The sequence below is a fragment of the Ectorhizobium quercum genome (genome assembly GCF_026552795.1).
Lineage (GTDB): Bacteria > Pseudomonadota > Alphaproteobacteria > Rhizobiales > Rhizobiaceae > Ectorhizobium > Ectorhizobium quercum.
The window spans coordinates 910,074-926,699 of record NZ_JANFPI010000001.1 but is presented as its reverse complement, the minus strand read 5'-3'; the positions used below and the strand labels follow the sequence as shown (position 1 = coordinate 926,699).

Annotated in this window: 17 protein-coding genes; 10 read left to right on the top strand and 7 right to left on the bottom strand. The window is 65.0% G+C overall.

What is annotated here, in order from left to right; all coding sequences use genetic code 11:
- Positions 1-2: 2 nt before the first annotated feature.
- Positions 3-851, bottom strand: coding sequence for a TIGR01459 family HAD-type hydrolase (locus NOF55_RS04170; RefSeq protein ID WP_306410039.1), 849 nt, complete (start codon positions 849-851; stop codon positions 3-5).
- Positions 852-1,149: 298 nt separating this feature from the next.
- Between NOF55_RS04170 and groES the strand changes: the two genes are divergently transcribed.
- From groES to NOF55_RS04155, 3 genes are all read left to right on the top strand, one after another.
- The gene (gene groES / locus NOF55_RS04165) at positions 1,150-1,446 is read left to right on the top strand and encodes a co-chaperone GroES (RefSeq protein ID WP_306410038.1); all 297 of its coding nucleotides are present in this window, start codon (positions 1,150-1,152) and stop codon (positions 1,444-1,446) included.
- Between the two features lie 76 nt (positions 1,447-1,522).
- The gene (gene groL / locus NOF55_RS04160) at positions 1,523-3,157 is read left to right on the top strand and encodes a chaperonin GroEL (protein WP_306410037.1); all 1,635 of its coding nucleotides are present in this window, start codon (positions 1,523-1,525) and stop codon (positions 3,155-3,157) included.
- A gap of 144 nt (positions 3,158-3,301) precedes the next feature.
- Positions 3,302-4,081, top strand: a complete 780-nt coding sequence (locus tag NOF55_RS04155; protein ID WP_306410036.1) for an alpha/beta fold hydrolase — start codon at positions 3,302-3,304, stop codon at positions 4,079-4,081.
- 85 nt (positions 4,082-4,166) lie between these two features.
- Here NOF55_RS04155 and NOF55_RS04150 read toward each other — a convergent pair whose 3' ends face one another.
- Positions 4,167-5,183 carry a TIGR04086 family membrane protein gene (locus tag NOF55_RS04150; RefSeq protein WP_306410035.1) on the bottom strand — a complete coding sequence of 339 codons (1,017 nt, stop codon included), beginning with the start codon at positions 5,181-5,183 and terminating at the stop codon, positions 4,167-4,169.
- A 411-nt stretch (positions 5,184-5,594) separates the two neighbouring features.
- Here NOF55_RS04150 and NOF55_RS04145 point away from each other — a divergent pair, with 411 nt between their 5' ends.
- Entirely contained in the window at positions 5,595-6,026 is a 432-nt protein-coding gene (locus NOF55_RS04145; protein WP_306410034.1) for a DoxX family protein, read from the top strand.
- 237 nt (positions 6,027-6,263) lie between these two features.
- Here NOF55_RS04145 and hisG read toward each other — a convergent pair whose 3' ends face one another.
- From hisG to hisS, 3 genes are all read right to left on the bottom strand, one after another.
- Complete coding sequence (hisG, locus tag NOF55_RS04140; protein WP_306410033.1) at positions 6,264-6,956, bottom strand: ATP phosphoribosyltransferase; 693 nt, start codon at positions 6,954-6,956, stop codon at positions 6,264-6,266.
- Complete coding sequence (locus NOF55_RS04135; RefSeq protein ID WP_306410032.1) at positions 6,953-8,074, bottom strand: ATP phosphoribosyltransferase regulatory subunit; 1,122 nt, start codon at positions 8,072-8,074, stop codon at positions 6,953-6,955. Before NOF55_RS04135 ends, hisG begins: the two co-directional genes overlap by 4 nt.
- Positions 8,075-8,252: 178 nt before the next feature.
- Entirely contained in the window at positions 8,253-9,770 is a 1,518-nt protein-coding gene (gene hisS / locus NOF55_RS04130; protein ID WP_306410031.1) for a histidine--tRNA ligase, read from the bottom strand.
- A 225-nt stretch (positions 9,771-9,995) separates the two neighbouring features.
- On the opposite strand from hisS, the gene NOF55_RS04125 reads away from it, so the two are divergent.
- The 4 genes from NOF55_RS04125 to NOF55_RS04110 all read left to right on the top strand — a co-directional run bounded on the left by NOF55_RS04125 (position 9,996) and on the right by NOF55_RS04110 (position 12,411).
- On the top strand, positions 9,996-10,751 hold the full coding sequence (locus tag NOF55_RS04125; protein WP_306410030.1) for a hypothetical protein: 756 nt from the start codon (positions 9,996-9,998) through the stop codon (positions 10,749-10,751).
- Between the two features lie 51 nt (positions 10,752-10,802).
- Positions 10,803-11,168 carry a hypothetical protein gene (locus NOF55_RS04120; protein WP_306410029.1) on the top strand — a complete coding sequence of 122 codons (366 nt, stop codon included), beginning with the start codon at positions 10,803-10,805 and terminating at the stop codon, positions 11,166-11,168.
- A gap of 72 nt (positions 11,169-11,240) precedes the next feature.
- Positions 11,241-11,597 (top strand): CopM family metallochaperone, encoded by a 357-nt coding sequence (copM, locus tag NOF55_RS04115; protein WP_306410028.1) that lies wholly within the window; start codon positions 11,241-11,243, stop codon positions 11,595-11,597.
- Between the two features lie 79 nt (positions 11,598-11,676).
- Positions 11,677-12,411 (top strand): HAD family hydrolase, encoded by a 735-nt coding sequence (locus NOF55_RS04110; protein ID WP_306410027.1) that lies wholly within the window; start codon positions 11,677-11,679, stop codon positions 12,409-12,411.
- 1 nt (position 12,412) lies between these two features.
- On the opposite strand, the gene NOF55_RS04105 is transcribed toward NOF55_RS04110, so the two are convergent.
- Complete coding sequence (locus NOF55_RS04105; RefSeq protein WP_306410026.1) at positions 12,413-13,054, bottom strand: DNA-3-methyladenine glycosylase I; 642 nt, start codon at positions 13,052-13,054, stop codon at positions 12,413-12,415.
- Between the two features lie 201 nt (positions 13,055-13,255).
- Here NOF55_RS04105 and NOF55_RS04100 point away from each other — a divergent pair, with 201 nt between their 5' ends.
- Both NOF55_RS04100 and NOF55_RS04095 read left to right on the top strand, forming a co-directional pair.
- The gene (locus tag NOF55_RS04100) at positions 13,256-14,074 is read left to right on the top strand and encodes a L,D-transpeptidase (RefSeq protein WP_306410025.1); all 819 of its coding nucleotides are present in this window, start codon (positions 13,256-13,258) and stop codon (positions 14,072-14,074) included.
- A 152-nt stretch (positions 14,075-14,226) separates the two neighbouring features.
- Positions 14,227-14,919 (top strand): L,D-transpeptidase, encoded by a 693-nt coding sequence (locus NOF55_RS04095; RefSeq protein ID WP_370868908.1) that lies wholly within the window; start codon positions 14,227-14,229, stop codon positions 14,917-14,919.
- A 230-nt stretch (positions 14,920-15,149) separates the two neighbouring features.
- Here the strand turns inward: NOF55_RS04095 and glcF are convergent, their stop codons facing one another.
- Positions 15,150-16,478, bottom strand: coding sequence for a glycolate oxidase subunit GlcF (gene glcF, locus NOF55_RS04090; RefSeq protein WP_306410023.1), 1,329 nt, complete (start codon positions 16,476-16,478; stop codon positions 15,150-15,152).
- Positions 16,479-16,626 lie beyond the last annotated feature (148 nt).

Here is a 16,626-nt window from a genome sequence, read left to right as displayed (position 1 = left end):
TCTCAGGCCAGTTTCGGCATCCAGTATTTCGGCGCGGCGTTTTCGCGCTTCAGCCAGTCGTTGACCAGCGCGTCGTCCATCACGCCGTTGACGGTGTATTCCGCCGCATGGATGCCGCCGCCGATATAAAGGAGATCGAGGCCGTAATCGAGCGCGCCGCGCACATCGGTGGGCAGGCCGTCGCCGATGGCGAGGATGCGGGCCGGATCGACATCGCCGCGCAGTTCGCGGGCCGCCGCAAGCGCGGCGTCGTAGATCGGCCGGTGCGGCTTGCCGGCGACGCGCGTCGTCCCGCCGAGCTGCTCGTAATAGACGGCCAGCGCGCCGGCGCAGGGGATGAGACGGTCGCCGCGCTCGACGATCAGGTCGGGATTGGCGCAGATCATCGGCACATTGCGGTCGCGCATGGCCAGCAGCATGTCGCGATAGTCTTCCGGCGTTTCCGTCTCGTCGTCGAAAAGGCCGGTGCAGACCAGCGATTCGGCCTCGCCGGCGGACACGAGATCGACGTCCAGTCCCTCGACCAGCGGCAGATCGCGCTCGGGACCGAGCAGGAATATCCTTTTCGGCCCGGCAGCGATCAGATCGCGCGTCACGTCGCCGGAGGTGACGATCCGGTCGTAGGCCGCGGCCGGAACGCCGATCGCATCGAGCTGGGCGATGACGCCGGGGCGCGGACGCGGCGAATTGGTGATGAGCACCACGGTGCGGCCGGCCTTGCGGGCGGCCGCAAGCGCGTGCGAGGCCGGCATGAAGGGCGTGACGCCGTTGTGCAGAACGCCCCAGACATCGCAGAGGATGACGTCATAATCCGCGACGATATCCTGAAAAGCGTCAATGAGAGCGGCCATATCCTTCGTTCCCTTCCATTTCGTCAGGGTGACATTGCAAAGGAAACGGCGCGTGGCAAGAAGTTTCCCCGCCCCGCCGCCAAAAAAGCGCCCGGGCGAAACGGCCCTGCCGGAGAGCTGCGCAAAGGCGCCCCAGACGCCGTCGCCATTTTGCGGATTTTTTGCAGGCCCCGTCCTTGACTCCTCGATGAGGCCTGCTTATCTCGTCGCTGCTAGCACTCACAAAAAGAGAGTGCTAACGCAAATTCACGACGCGCCATCAAGGCCGTCATGTGTCATTTGATCGAGGGATTAGACAATGGCAAGCACCAACTTCCGCCCCCTTCACGATCGCGTCGTCGTTCGTCGCGTTGAGTCCGAAGAAAAGACCAAGGGCGGCATCATCATTCCGGACACCGCCAAGGAAAAGCCGCAGGAAGGCGAAGTCGTCGCCGTCGGCACCGGCGCCCGTGATGACAGCGGCAAGGTCGTTGCGCTCGACGTCAAGGCCGGCGACCGCGTGCTGTTCGGCAAGTGGTCCGGCACCGAAGTCAAGGTGAACGGCGAAGACCTTCTGATCATGAAGGAATCCGACATTCTCGGCATCATCGGCTGATTGCCGGCTTCGCTGAAGATCAAGTTTCCAACCATTCCATGATCGACTGAGGGCGAAAAGCCCGGGAGTTTTTAAAATGGCAGCTAAAGAAGTCAAATTCGGCCGCAGCGCTCGCGAAAAGATGCTGCGCGGCGTCGATATCCTCGCAGACGCCGTGAAGGTGACGCTCGGCCCGAAGGGTCGCAACGTCGTGATCGACAAGTCCTTCGGCGCTCCGCGCATCACCAAGGACGGCGTTTCGGTCGCCAAGGAAATCGAACTGGAAGACAAGTTCGAGAACATGGGCGCGCAGCTCGTCCGTGAAGTCGCTTCCAAGACCAACGACATCGCCGGCGACGGCACCACGACCGCCACGGTTCTGGCCCAGGCCATCGTCCGCGAAGGCGCCAAGGCCGTCGCAGCCGGCATGAACCCGATGGACCTGAAGCGCGGCATCGACCTCGCCGTCACCGAAGTCGTCAAGGATCTCCAGGCCAAGGCCAAGAAGATCAACACGTCGGAAGAAGTCGCCCAGGTCGGCACGATCTCCGCCAACGGCGAAAAGCAGATCGGCCTCGACATCGCCGAAGCCATGCAGAAGGTCGGCAACGAAGGCGTCATCACGGTTGAAGAAGCCAAGACCGCCGAAACCGAACTCGAAGTCGTCGAAGGCATGCAGTTCGACCGCGGCTACCTGTCGCCCTACTTCGTGACCAACGCCGAGAAGATGATTGCGGACCTCGAAGACGCCTTCATCCTCCTGCACGAGAAGAAGCTTTCGAACCTCCAGGCGCTCCTGCCGGTTCTCGAAGCCGTCGTCCAGACCGGCAAGCCGCTCCTCATCATCGCTGAAGACGTCGAAGGCGAAGCGCTTGCCACGCTCGTCGTCAACAAGCTGCGCGGCGGCCTCAAGATCGCTGCCGTCAAGGCTCCGGGCTTCGGCGACCGCCGCAAGGCCATGCTGGAAGACATCGCCATCCTGACGGGCGGCACGGTCATCTCCGAAGACCTCGGCATCAAGCTCGAAAACGTCACGCTCGACATGCTCGGCAAGGCCAAGAAGGTCTCGATCTCCAAGGAAACCACCACGATCGTCGACGGCGCCGGCGCCAAGTCCGACATCGAAGGCCGCGTTGCCCAGATCAAGGCCCAGATCGAGGAAACCACCTCGGACTACGACCGTGAAAAGCTTCAGGAACGTCTGGCCAAGCTCGCTGGCGGCGTTGCCGTGATCCGCGTCGGCGGCTCCACGGAAGTCGAAGTCAAGGAACGCAAGGACCGCATCGACGACGCGCTGAACGCAACGCGCGCCGCCGTTCAGGAAGGCATCGTCCCCGGTGGCGGCGTCGCCCTGCTGCGCTCCTCCGTCAAGATCACCGTCAAGGGTGAGAACGACGATCAGGAAGCCGGCATCAACATCGTGCGCAAGGCGCTCCAGTCGCTGGTTCGCCAGATCGCCGACAATGCCGGTGACGAAGCCTCCATCGTGGTCGGCAAGATCCTCGAAAAGAACGAGGACAACTACGGCTACAACGCCCAGACCGGCGAATACGGCGACCTGATCACGCTCGGCATCGTCGACCCGGTCAAGGTCGTCCGCACGGCGCTCCAGAACGCCGCTTCGGTGGCCTCGCTGCTGATCACGACGGAAGCCATGATCGCCGAACTGCCGAAGAAGGACGCTCCGCTTCCGGCCATGCCGGGCGGCGGCATGGGCGGCATGGACTTCTAAGACGTCCTCGTCCCGGAAATACGAAAGGGCGGCCTTCGGGTCGCCCTTTTTCTTTGCCGCTTTCTTTGCCGCCATCACTTTTCCGCGCGGAATCCCTGCAACAATGGCATGGTCGGATGGAAGGGAATCGCGGGGATTTTGACGATGACAGCTTTATTCAGCCATGAAAGCGGCCGGTATCTCGATATCGGCGACGCGCGGATCTATTACGAAGTCCGGGGCAACGAGGCGGGAGAGCCGCTGGTTCTGCTGCATGGCGGGCTCGGCAGCATCGAGGATTTCAATCCCATCCTGCCCGGGCTTGCCGACACGTATCGCCTCATCGGCATCGACAGCCGCGGCCAGGGGAAATCGACGCTGGGACGGGAGCCCCTCACCTATGCCCGCCTCGAAAAGGACGCCGTGGTCGTCATCCGCCATCTCGGCGTTGAAACGGCCGGCATCGTCGGCTTCAGCGACGGCGGCATCACCGCGCTGCGGCTGGCCGCGAATGGAGACGTGACGCCGCGCAGGGTCGTCACGATCGGCGCGCACTGGGCGCTCGGCGCCGACGACCCGGCACGCGCACTTTATGCGGATGTGACCGCGGAAAGCTGGCAGGCCATGTTCCCGGAGAGCTGCGAGGCTTACCTGCGGCTGAACCCGGAACCCGATTTCGAACGCCTGACCCGCACCATTACCGCGCTCTGGCTGGATGACGGACCCGACGGCTATCCCGGCGAGACGGTGCGCGCCATCGCCTGCCCGCTGCTGGCCGTCAGGGGCGACGAGGACCGGCTGGTGTCGCGCGAAAATGCGCTCGAACTGGTCGAGCGCGTCCCGAACACCGTCTTCCTCAACCTGCCGTTCGCCGATCATTCCGCCCAGGACGACCAACCCGCCATTCTTTTATGGGCGTTGCAGACCTTCCTGAACCGGAACTGAGGCAGTGCATGGGGCGCGGTTTTACCGCGCCCCATGCACTTGGCCGAAACGAACCCGGCCCGTCCCGTTCGAATTGTGCGAACGACTATTCGAAATGGTAGCGATCGCGGGACCGGGCTCCTCCGAGTCCTGCGAGCGAGGCTGCCAATGCGCCGACCAGAGCGGCAACAAATGCCCAAAGCGCGGCAGCGGACGCGGCAGATGCCGCCGCATCGGCCTGACGGCGCGCTTCCTCTTCAAGAGCGGCGAGCCGCTGGCGTCCCTTTTCAATCAGTTCATTCGCGTTATTGATCCGTTCCGTTATCGCGTCGCGGGCGTTGCTATATGTCGCAATGGCCCGGTCCGCAGCCTGCTCGGCTTCCGGCTGCGTCATTCCCGTGTTGGTGAGCGCGGTTACGATCTCGTTGCGGTCGATATCGCCTGCGACGCTATCGGCACGTTCTTTCAGCCGCTCTCCAAGCTCCTGGGCAATCCGGGAAAAGTCGCCGGGATTAAATGCAATCTCCCGGGCCGCGGCCGCGACGTCGTCGCGTGCGGCGGCGATGACCGGCTCGAGGCGCTCGGGCTGAAGCGCATCAATCTGGGTATTGCGCAGCGTGGTCCGAAGATCGTTTCGGGTCTGGCTGATGTCGAAGTTACCGATGAGGTCTTCATCGACGGCACCGGCAATCGAACTGACGGCCGAGCCTGCCGCATTGCCTGTCGCACCGGCCACTGCCCCCGCACCCGAAGCGACCGACCCGAGCGCACTGACCGATGTCCGCGCCGCGCCCGAGATTGTCACCATACCGAACAGGACGGCGAGGATCAGGCTTACGGCCCAGGTTAGAAAGCCATGTGTGAAACCGCTGGTCCCGGCCAACCTGCCTGCGACGAATCCACCGGCAACGAGGCTAAGAAGCAACGTTATCGCGGCAGATATTCCAAACGTCGTTCCGACACCTTCAAGGGGACTGCCAGACTGCGCATCCACCATCCCCAGCCCCAGAGATGTTGCCAGAAGCGACAGTGTGAAGAAAACGGCGATGACCGTAGCCGTCCCGGCAAAGATGGCCCCCCAGGATGTGGAACGGAGATCGTCGTGAATGGATATTTGAGTCATTGGCTTTCCCTCAACGTTAACGTGTATAGACAACCCATAGGATGAGGAAAAGTTCCGGGGAGATCGCCGCGTTATCTTGGGGCCAGGCTTACGAAGACCTCCATAAACGGACCATCTTGCGAGGCATCGGGTATTGCCGGCGGGTGAAACCGGCCCACGCGTTGCGGGCCTTTCGTCCCTGGATCCGGGGAAACAACCAGAGTCGCAAATGGCCGATTTCACCCGACGCTTTTTCGATGGGGCTCCGGGATCGGCCGCGCCGGCTGGTAGCGGAAAAGGCGCCGTCGTGATTATGTCAATAACAGTGAACGATATGTCTTTATTCGTTCGTCTTTTAAGAACAACCAAAAAGGTGCATATCTCATCCCGACAGAGCGGCCTTCCCGAACGCGCTCAAACGGAGAGATACTGATGACCACTGCCCAGAACGCCCTCGTCCTCGCCGGACGCATCCTCCTCGCCTATCTTTTCATTACCGCAGGCGTGCCGAAGCTCATCGACCCGAGCGGCACCGCGGGCATGATCGAGGGCGCCGGCCTGCCGGCCGCGACCCTGCTCGCCTATCTGGCCGGCCTGTTCGAAACCGTCACCGGGCTTGCCATTCTGGTCGGCTTCCAGACCAAGATCGCCGCCGTCGCGCTCGCCGCGTTCTCGGTCTTCACCGCGCTTGCCTTCCATTCCGGCACGGTTGCCGTCGACGGCTGGCCGGCACCCGCGCTCGGCTGGATCAACACGCTGAACGGCATCATGCTCGTCAAGAACTTCGCACTGGCCGGCGGTTTTCTCATCCTCGCCGCCTTCGGTGCCGGCGCCTGGTCGCTCGATGCCAGACGCGCCGCCTGAACGACCGCGCTCTGCCTGAACGGCAAAACCCGCCGGGGCGATCCGGCGGGTCAGACTTCTGACAGCGAGCGTATCGCTCTCTTTCGTCATGGTCGGGCTTGACCCGACCATCCATCGCCGTGCTTGCGGCATGGACCCTCGGTTCGAGCCCGAGGGTGACTAAAGAGAGGGTTGATCGATACACGGACCCGCCGGGATCGCACCGGCGGGTTTTTCCCGTTCAGGGAAACGGTCGCTTCACAGCACCGTGCGGATGGCGCTAGCGATTCGTTCCACGGCCGGATTGCCGTGGTGTTCCGCCTTGCGCGCCCGCACCAGGCAGGCCTCGGAGCGCAGGATCACCCCGTCCGAGAGGATCTTCAAATGGTTGGCGCGGAGCGTCGAGCCGGTGGAGGTGATATCGACGATGATATCGGCCTGGCCTGCCGCCGGCGCGCCTTCGGTCGCGCCGAGGCTTTCGACAATGCGGTAGAGCTGGATGCCGTGGCTGCCGGAGAAGAACTGCTGCGTCAGCCGCCAGTATTTGGTGGCGATCGCCAGCCGGCGTCCGTGGCGGGCGCGGAAATCCGCCGCGACATCGCCGAGATCGGCCATCGTCTCCACGTCGTACCAGATTTCCGGCACGGCGACGACGACATCGGCATGGCCGAAACCGAGGCGGGCGGCGAAGTCGACGCGGGCGTCGGCATCCGCCAGTTCCTCACGCACCAGATCCTCGCCGGTGACGCCGAAATCGACGGTGCCCGCGCCGATCTCCCGCGAGATCTCGGAGGCGGAGAGAAAGGCGATCTCTATATCGTCCGCGCCTTCGACCCGGCCGCGATAGGAGCGGTCGTTGCCGACGGCGACGATCTTCATGCCGGCACGCTCGAAGACCGCCGAGGCTTCGTCCTTCATCCGGCCCTTGGAGGGAAGCGCGATGGTGATCATGGGTTCCCCCTCGCCTTTACGATGCGATCGAGCCAGAGCGAGAAGCCGACGGCGGGAATATGGTCCTTCGCGCCGAGCAGCGTCAACATGCGGTCGTAGCGGCCGCCGCCGGCCAGAATGGCATGGTCGCCGCGCGCGGTGATCTCGAAGACGAGGCCGGTATAGTAATCCAGCGGCCGGCCGAAGGCGGCACGCCAGGTGATGTCGGCCAGCGGCACGCCAGCATTGGCGAAGGCCGCAACGCGCGCGTCGAACCCGGCGATGGCGGCGTTGAGCGGCAGGTTCGCGGCGCGGGCGAAATCGGCCAGCACGCCCGGCGCATAGCGCAGGCTGACATTGAGCGACAGAAATTCCTTCAGCGTATCCAGCTTGCCGGCATCGAGCGAGGCACCGGCGAGCAACCGCTTTTCCTTGAGGCGGCGGACGATATCCTCCGGCGAGCGGCTGGCATTGGTGAAATAGCCGGTCGCCTCCATGCGGGCGGCGATCAGGGCGGCCAGCGCCTCGTCGTCGCCCTTTTCCAGCAGCGCCTCGACCTCGGGCCCGAGGCCCGACACGGCCTCGGGCCGGGCGAGACGGGCGATCATCTGTTCCAGAAGCTCGGTCTGGCCGAAGGCGCGGACCAGCCGCCGCTGCCAGCCGGCCGGCAGGCCGAGCGCATCGACCACCGCCTCGAACACGGCCTGATCGCCGATCGTCACCGCGAAGGCGCGGCCGGGCAGGATCGTCGTCAGGCAGGCCAGCGCATCGGCGACGGCACGCGCATCGGCACTGGCGAAATCCCGGTCGCCCAGATCCTCGATGCCGGCCTGATAGAATTCGTTCTCGCCCTCGCGGCGCTGGCGGAACACCGTGCCGAGATAGGCATAGCGCTTCGGCGTGCCGGTGGCGCTCTCGATATGGCGGCGGCAGACGGGAATGGTGAATTCCGGGCGCAGGCACAGGCTCTCGCCGCGCTCGCTCTCGGTGAGGAAGATGCGGCGGCGCAGGTCCTCGCCGGCGATATCCAGAAAGGGCTCGGCCGGCTGGATGATCGGCGTATCGATGCGCTCTGCCCTTCTAACCGCGAAGACATCCAGCAGTTCGCCGGCAAAACCCGGCAGATCGGTCATCGGCATGGAAATGCCTCCGGATTGAAAGAAGCCCCCCTCCCCACCCCCTGTCCACAAGGGGAAGCGGCGTGTCTGCCCCGCTCCTGCGGTTCGTGGGAGGCGAGGGTTTGCCGCGCGTCTTCTCCCCCCTTGTGGAGGAGATGGCCGGCAGGCCAGAGGGGGAATTTCAGGCGCATCGAAGCAGTCACTTCCCGGCCCGCCTGCGGTCCTCCGCCTGAGCCCCAAGAATTTCCTTCACCTTTTCAACCAGTTCGTCCTGCGGCACGACGACCTGCGCGACGCGGGCCTCGCGCCAGGCGGCATTGTCCTCGATCTCGCCGGACAGGCGCTTGCCCTCGATCAGGTCCTTGATCTGGACGACGCCCTCAGCGCGCTCGTCGCCGCCCTGGATGATGGCGACCGGGCAGCCGCGGCGGTCGGCATATTTGAGCTGGTTGCCGAACTTCTTCCAGTTGCCCTGATACATTTCGGCGCGGATGCCTTCGGCGCGAAGTTCTTGCGTGAAGCGCTGGTAGAGGCCCATCGCTTCGGCATCGCCGTCCATGACGGTGACGAGAACGGGGGCGAACACCTCGTCCTGGCCGAGCTTGCCGAGGTTCTTCAGCGCCGTCATCAGCCGCGAGACGCCGATGGAGAAGCCGGTGGCCGGCACCGCCTGTCCCATAAAGCGGGAAACGAGGCCATCGTAACGCCCGCCGCCGCCGACCGAGCCGAAGACGACCTTCTCGCCCTTCTCGTTGGTCACGTCGAAGGTCAGTTCCGCCTCGTAGACCGGGCCGGTGTAATATTCGAGGCCGCGCACGACGGATGGATCGATCTTCACGCGGCCGTCGTCATAGCCGGCACCCTTCACCAGCGCGCCGATGAGGTTCAGTTCCTCCACACCCTCGCCGCCCTTCGCCGTGCCGGCGACCAGCGCCGAGAGGTCGGCGGCGCTTGCCGCATAGTCCTCGATGCCGACGAAGAACAGCACCTTTTCGATCTGCGCGGCATCCAGCCCCGCGCCCTTGGTGAAGTCGCCGGATTCGTCCTTGCGGCCGGCACCGAGCAGAAGTTTCACGCCCTCGGGGCCGAACTTGTCGAGCTTGTCGATGGCGCGCAGCACCGTCAGGCGCCTGGCGGCGTTCTCATCGCCGCCGAGGCCGATGGCTTCGAGAACGCCGTCGAGAACCTTACGGTTGTTGACGCGAATGACGTAATCGCCGCGCCGGATGCCCAGCGCCTCCAGCGTATCGGCCATCATCATGCACATTTCGGCATCGGCCTGAACGCCGGGCGCACCGACCGTATCGGCATCGAACTGCATGAACTGGCGGAAGCGGCCGGGGCCGGGCTTCTCGTTGCGGAACACGTAGCCGGCGCGGTAGGTGCGGTAGGGAAGCTGGATCTCGTTGAAATTTTCCGCGACATGACGGGCGAGCGGCGCCGTCAGGTCATAGCGCAGGCTCACCCATTGCTCGTCGTCGTCCTGAATAGAAAAGACACCCTCGTTCGGACGGTCGGCGTCGGGCAGAAACTTGCCGAGCGCGTCGGTATATTCCACCAGCGGCGTTTCCACCGGATCGAAGCCGTAGCGTTCGTAGACCTCGCGGATCTTCGCGGTCATCTCGTTGACGGCGCGGATATCGGCGGCGTCGCGGTCCACGAAGCCGCGCGGCAGGCGGGCTTTCGGCTTTTGCGGTTTCTTCTGCTTGTCGCTCATCGTCTTCAACCATTCGGGCGCGGCCCGAAATCGCTCACAGGAGTTGGAATTCGTGGCCGTGTCTTAGAGGAAGTAGCCCCCTGCGGCAAGCCGCAAGCACACGGCCGATTGGCAGGCGGGGCCGGATTCTGCTATCCAAATCCGCGACTTTTCCCCGTTCCGATTCCCGGTCATCCGATTTCATGAACCCCATCCTTCCCAATGCGCCGGAGCGCTGCGCCTGAAATGCTGGCCGAAGCCCTGAATTTCGCCGCCACATGGCCGCTCACCAAGCCGGAAAACCGGCCGTTCGTCCGCGCCTCGGTCAATCTGTGGTCGCGCGCCCGGCGCGTATCCGGCGCATGGCGCGATCACGAGGACAATTGCCACCGCGCCGTTCTCTTCAAGGCGAAGGACCTCAGGCTGCGCCGCACGGCGGTGGTTCTCGGCTCGGGCCTGCTGCGCGACGTGCCGCTGGACATGCTCGCCCGCGCCTTCGACACCGTGGTTCTGGTCGACCGCGTGCATCTGGCCTCGGTGCGGATGGGGCTTTCGCTGAAGAAGTTCCCCAACATCCAACTCGTGGAACGCGACCTGTCCGGCTACGGCGACCTCAAGGCGGGCCGCGATCCCGAACCCTTCGCCTTCCTGCGGCACGTTCCCTATCTGGATTTCGTGGTCTCGGCCAATCTCATCTCGCAGATCGGTATCGGCGCGGGCCGGCTTCTGGAAAAGGAGCCGCCGGGCGCGATGCCGGCCGATACCGTCACGCGGCTGGTCTCGGCCCATTTCGACGGCCTTGCGGGCCTGCCGGCGGCGACCTGCCTGCTGAGCGACATTTCCTTCGCCGTGATCGACCGCAACGGCCATACCCACGAGCGGCAGGACCTGCTGGCCGGCGTCGCGCATCCTGAAGCCTTCGCGAGCTGGGACTGGCCCGTCGCCCCGCTCGGCGAGGAAAGCCCCGATTACCGGGTCGTCCACCGCGTCATCGCGGCGTGAGGCCGCATCCGGACGGCTTGTTTCACGGTGAAATGCGACTAGACTGAATTTATGCGCGCCTTCGTCGTCGTCACCATGCTGATCGCCTGCCTCGTCTATGGCTTCATGCCGGCCCGGGCGGGCGTCGTCATGGAGGCCGTTCAGGTCTCCGTGGCCCATCACGACCACGCGGATCATCACGGCATGGAGACGGCCGGAACGCACGGCAATCACGGCGGGGCGCATTCCCGCAACGATCCTTGTCCGCATTCCGGGCTGCCGGGATGCGGCACCTTCTGCGCCGCCTGCCTCGCCATCGTGCCGGTCGTCGATGCCGGGCGCGAAGGGCACCCGCCCTTTTCCTGGCCGGAGCCTTTGCCGACCCGCAAACTGGCCGATGCCGCGCCCGCGCCGGCGGAACCGCCTCCCCGCGCCTGAAAATCCGCTTTCCCCATCGTCGAACCGCCGGGCGACCGGCAGACATAACCCCTTGCAAGGGAATGGACCATCATGTCTTTCAGGAACACCCTCACCATCGCCGCCGTCCTCGCCTTCGCCGTTCCGGCGCTCGCCCAGGACCACGGCAGCCACGCTTCCGGCGGCGGGACACGCAACGCCGCGACCGAAGCATTCGAAAAAGCCAGCGAGACGATGCACGAGAACATGGCAATCGAGCTTTCGGGCGATGCCGATGTCGACTTCGTGCGCGGCATGATCCCGCACCATCAGGGCGCCATCGACATGGCCCGGATCGTGCTGGAACACGGCAAGGACCCCGAGATCCGTAAGCTGGCCGAGGAGGTCATCGCCGCCCAGGAAGGCGAGATCGCCTTCATGCGGGAATGGCTGGAAAAGCACGGCCAATAAACCCGATGCGGCGGCGCTTGCGCGCCGCCGCATTGCCGGTTTGCAAATCCGTTCACACTTGCGCGAAAACTGGATTAGAATGGCGCATCGCCATCAGCACGACCCGACGAGCATGACGCGCCAGCTTACCACCATCGGCCTCGATGCCGACGACACGCTCTGGCAGAACGAGCAATATTACCGGCTGACGGAAGACCACTTCCGCGGGCTGCTGGCCGACTATGCCGACGGGGACGACGTGTCCAGCCGCCTGCTGGACGCGGAAAAGCGCAACCTTGCCCATTACGGCTTCGGCATCAAGGGCTTCACCCTTTCGATGATCGAGACGGCGCTGGAGGTGACGGACGGACGCGCGCCGGGCCATGTGATCGGCGAAATCCTTTCCATCGGCCGCGACCTCCTCAGCCATCCGGTGGAGACCATGCCGGGCGTCGGCGACGTGCTGGAGGCGCTCGCCGGTGACTACGCTCTCGTTCTCATCACCAAGGGCGACCTGTTCGACCAGGAGCGCAAGCTGGCGCAATCGGGGCTCGGCGACTATTTCGACGCGGTGGAGATCGTCTCCGACAAGACCGCCTCCACCTATCGCCGCCTGTTTTCCCGGCACGCCGAAGCGCCGGAGCGGGCGATGATGGTCGGCAACTCGCTGAAATCGGACGTCGTGCCGGCACTCGCCGTCGGCGCCTGGGGTGTGTTCATTCCCCATGCCCTGACGTGGATTCTCGAACATGTCGAAAAGCCGAAGGACGCGCCGCGCTTCCGGGAACTGCCCGAGATCGGCGATCTGACCGACCTCATCCGGTCGCTCGAATAACCTATACCGGCCGCACGAATTCCGCCCGCAGGCGCTCGATCTTCGCCCGGCAATGGCAGCCCTCGATATGGTCGTTGACCATGCCCATCGCCTGCATGAAGGCATAGACGGTGGTGGGGCCGACGAAGCTCCAGCCGCGCTTTTTCAGGTCGCGCGACAGCCGCACGGAGGCCGGCGTCGTGGGGTTGGCGCGCAGGGTCTGGTAGTCGAACACCGCCGGGCGCTCATCCGGCGTCGGCTCGAAACGCCAGAAATAGCGGGCGAGCGAACCGAACTCGGCCTTCATCTCCAGCGCGCGGGCGGCGTTGTTGATGGTGGAGGTGATCTTGCCGCCGTGGCGCACGATGCCCTTGTCGGCCAGCAGCCGCTCGACGTCGCGCTCGTCGAAACGGGCGACCTTCTCGAAATCGAAACCGGCGAAGGCAGCGCGGAAATTCTCGCGCTTGCGCAGGATGGTGAGCCAGGACAGGCCCGACTGGAAGCCTTCGAGGCAGATCTTCTCGAAAAGCCGGCGGTCGTCCGTCACCGGATGCCCCCATTCCTCGTCGTGGTAGCGGCGGTAATCCTCAAGATTGCCGTGCCAGAAACAGCCCGTGCGCCCGTCCTCGCCCTCGATCAACCCCGTCTTGGCGGCATCCGTCATGGTTCGATTCTCCTTCTCGGGAGTGTTTACCATTTGTTCACCTATTTTCGCAACCGGATGCTAACCTTGCCGGAAGGTTTAGACGGCGCCCGGCCCCTTCATGAACGGGCGTTTACCATTCCGAGTGGAGCGGAATGCGACGATCCTGCCATCCGGGGCATGTTCGCGCCCCTTCTTCGGTGAATGTAGCGAGTCGATCCGATGAACAGATCCTTCCTTCTTCTTGCCGTCGGCCTGCTGGCCGGCATCACCCAGCCGGCGCTGGCCAGCGACCGTTACGGCAACCGCCCGCCGGTCATCGTCAATTCCGACCTGACGGCGCCCTGGGTCAACCAGCTCGGCGGCGGCGTCCGCCCTAAGGTCTATGCGCCGCCGCGCCGCGTCCAGCCGCAGCCGCAGGCCCGGTTCCAGCAGCAGCCCGCGCCGCAATACCAGCAGCGCCAGACCTATCAGCGCCGCCAGCTGGCCGCGCCGCCGCCGGGCGTCCATATCGGCCGCAATACCGGGCGGCAGCAGGTCATCCAGCAGGCCGCCGTGCGGCCGAACGCGCCCGTCGGCGGCGTGGAGCCGCAGTTCCTGCCGCAGATGGTGTCCTACCGGACCCCGGAAAAGCCCGGAACGATCGTCATCGACACCAACAACCGCTTTCTCTATCTGGTGATGGACGGCGGGCAGGCCAAGCGCTACGGCGTCGGCGTCGGCAAACCGGGCTTCGAATGGGCCGGCGTCCACAAAGTCACCCGCAAGGCCGAATGGCCGACCTGGCATCCGCCGGCGGAGATGCGCGCCCGCGAGGCCAAGAAGGGGCATGTCCTGCCGGTAAAAATGGAGGGCGGGCCGGCCAATCCGCTCGGCGCCCGCGCCCTCTATCTCGGCTCGACGCTCTACCGCATCCACGGCACCAACGCGCCCTGGACGATCGGCAACGCCGTCTCCTCCGGCTGCATCCGCATGCGCAACGAAGACGTGATCGACCTTTATCAACGGGTCGGCGTGGGAACCCGCGTTATCGTCCAGTGACGGCACAACACCGGACGATGAGCATGGGAGGGGGAGGACGGCGAAGGCCGCCCTCCCCTTTTCCGTCGACTGAAATGCAACCAGCGGCGGTTTGACGCAGGGCACGCGCAAACGTAATCTTTCCGCCAGTTTCAACGGGGGTAACGAACCATATGACGAAAGCATGGATGGCTGCCGCAGCGGCGGCGATTGCAATCATGACGACATTTACGGCGGCCCAGACCGCCACGGCGCAGTCTCTCCAGACCAATGCGCGCGGCGAGGTCATCCTGCCGAGGGGGGCGGAAAACAAGCCGGTCGCCGACAAGTACAAGCGCAGGGCCGTCCGCCTCGTGACCAGCGAGAAGCCGGGCACCATCCTCGTCGACACCCATAACCGCTACCTCTATTTCGTCGAAGGCGGCAACAAGGCGACCCGCTACGGCATCGGCGTCGGACGGGAAGGCTTCGGCTGGTCGGGCGTCACCCGCGTCGGCCGCAAGGCCGAATGGCCGGCCTGGATTCCACCGCAGGAAATGATCGCCCGCGAACGCAAGCGCGGCCATATCCTGCCGGCGCGTATGGAAGGCGGCCCGGACAATCCGCTCGGTTCGCGCGCGCTCTATCTCTACCGGCCGAACGGCGGCGACACCGGCTTCCGCATCCACGGCACCAACCAGCCGTGGTCGATCGGGCAGAACCTGTCTTCCGGCTGCATCCGCATGATGAACAAGGATGTCGAACATCTCTACAAGCGCGTGCCGGAAGGCTCGAAGGTCGTTGTGATCGGCCCCGGCAACCGGCAGGGCCAGGTCAGCTTCGAGGACCGCGGCACCGACCTCCTGCGGACGCTGTTTGGCGGCTGAGTGAGGCGCCGAAAACGGGAAATCGAACCCCTCGGGCATACCTGAGGGGTTAGACCTCTGCCACAGTACGCATTGCTCTCTTTCGTCATGGTCGGGCTTGACCCGACCATCTACGCGGCGTCCGGGGCATGGACCCTCGGGTCTAGCCCGAGGGTGACGAAGGAGAGGGTTGGTCAATAAGCAAGAATCCTCCGGCCTGCCCGGGGGGCGTGCCTTTCCGCTCAAGGCGTTCACACGGCGGCGGCCTTTTGCGCCAGCAGCTTTTCCAGCTTTTCCGGCACGTCGCCGCCATAGGCCCAGTCCAGCAGTTCGACCGTGTGGACCACGGGAAGCGGCGTGCCGCTGCCGATCTGGGTCATGCAGCCGATATTGCCCGCCGCGATCAGGTCCGGCTTCGTCGCCTCGATGTTCCGCACCTTGCGGGCCTTCAGCGTTTGCGAAATCTCCGGTTGCAGCATGTTGTAGGTGCCGGCAGAGCCGCAGCACAGATGCGCCTCGGCCGGATCGCGAACGGCGAAACCCGCTCGCCGCAGAAGCGCCTTCGGCTGAAGCGTCACCCTCTGGCCGTGCTGAAGTGAACAGGCCGAATGATAGGCGACCGTCAGCCCCCGGAAGGTCTGCTGCGGCAGATCGAGCGTATCGAGATATTCCGTCACGTCGCGCGCCAGCGCCGAAACGCGGGCCGCCTTTTCGGCATAGGCCGGATCGTGGCGCAGCATGTAGCCGTAATCCTTGACGACCGTGCCGCAGCCCGACGTCGTGACGAGGATCGCGTCGAGGCCGCCCGCATCGATCTCGCTCGCCCAGATGTCGACGTTGCGGCGGGCGGAGGCGAGCGCCGCCTGTTCCTTGCCCATATGGTGGGTCAGCGCGCCGCAGCATCCCTCCCCTTCCGGCAGGACGACCTCTATCCCGAAACGGGTCAGCAGGCGGATCGCCGCCGTGTTGATGCCCGGATCGAGCACCGGCTGGGCACAGCCGGTCAGCATCGCCACGCGCCCCTTCGGCGGGCCGAGCGTGACATGGGTGCAGGCCCGGGTGAAAGGCGTCGGCTCATGGGCCTTTTCGGGGGCGAGCCGAAGCATGGCCGCGAAGGGCCGCAGGGCCGCCGCCTTTCCGAGGAGGCCCGCCAGCGGCCGGACGAGGTTCGCCAGTTTCAGCGCGGCGCGGAAGCGCCGGCGATGAGGCAGCACGGCGGCGAGCAGCGCGCGCGTCAGCCGGTCCGGCAGCGGGCGCCGGTAGGTTTCCTCGATGTGGATACGGGCATGGTCGACCAGGTGCATGTAGTCGACGCCGGAGGGACAGGTGGTCATGCAGGAAAGGCAGGAAAGACAGCGGTCGATGTGGGTGACGATCTCCCTGTCCGCCGGACGGCCGTTCTCCAGCATGTCCTTGATGAGATAGATGCGCCCGCGCGGGCTGTCCAGCTCGTTGCCGAGCGTCACATAGGTGGGACAGGTGGCCGTGCAGAAGCCGCAATGCACGCATTTGCGCAGGATCTTCTCCGCCTCCGCCACGCGGGGATCGGCCAGTTGCCCGGGCGTGAAATGAGTCTGCATCAGGCCGATCCTCCGGTGGCAACGGGGAAGAGCCCCCCTTTGGCCTGCCGGCCATCTCCCCCACAAGGGGGGCGACGTTTCACGACGACCTTTCGCCCTTTCCCAACATCGGAAACCGGGAAACCGGCGCGCCCACCGCTCTCCCCCT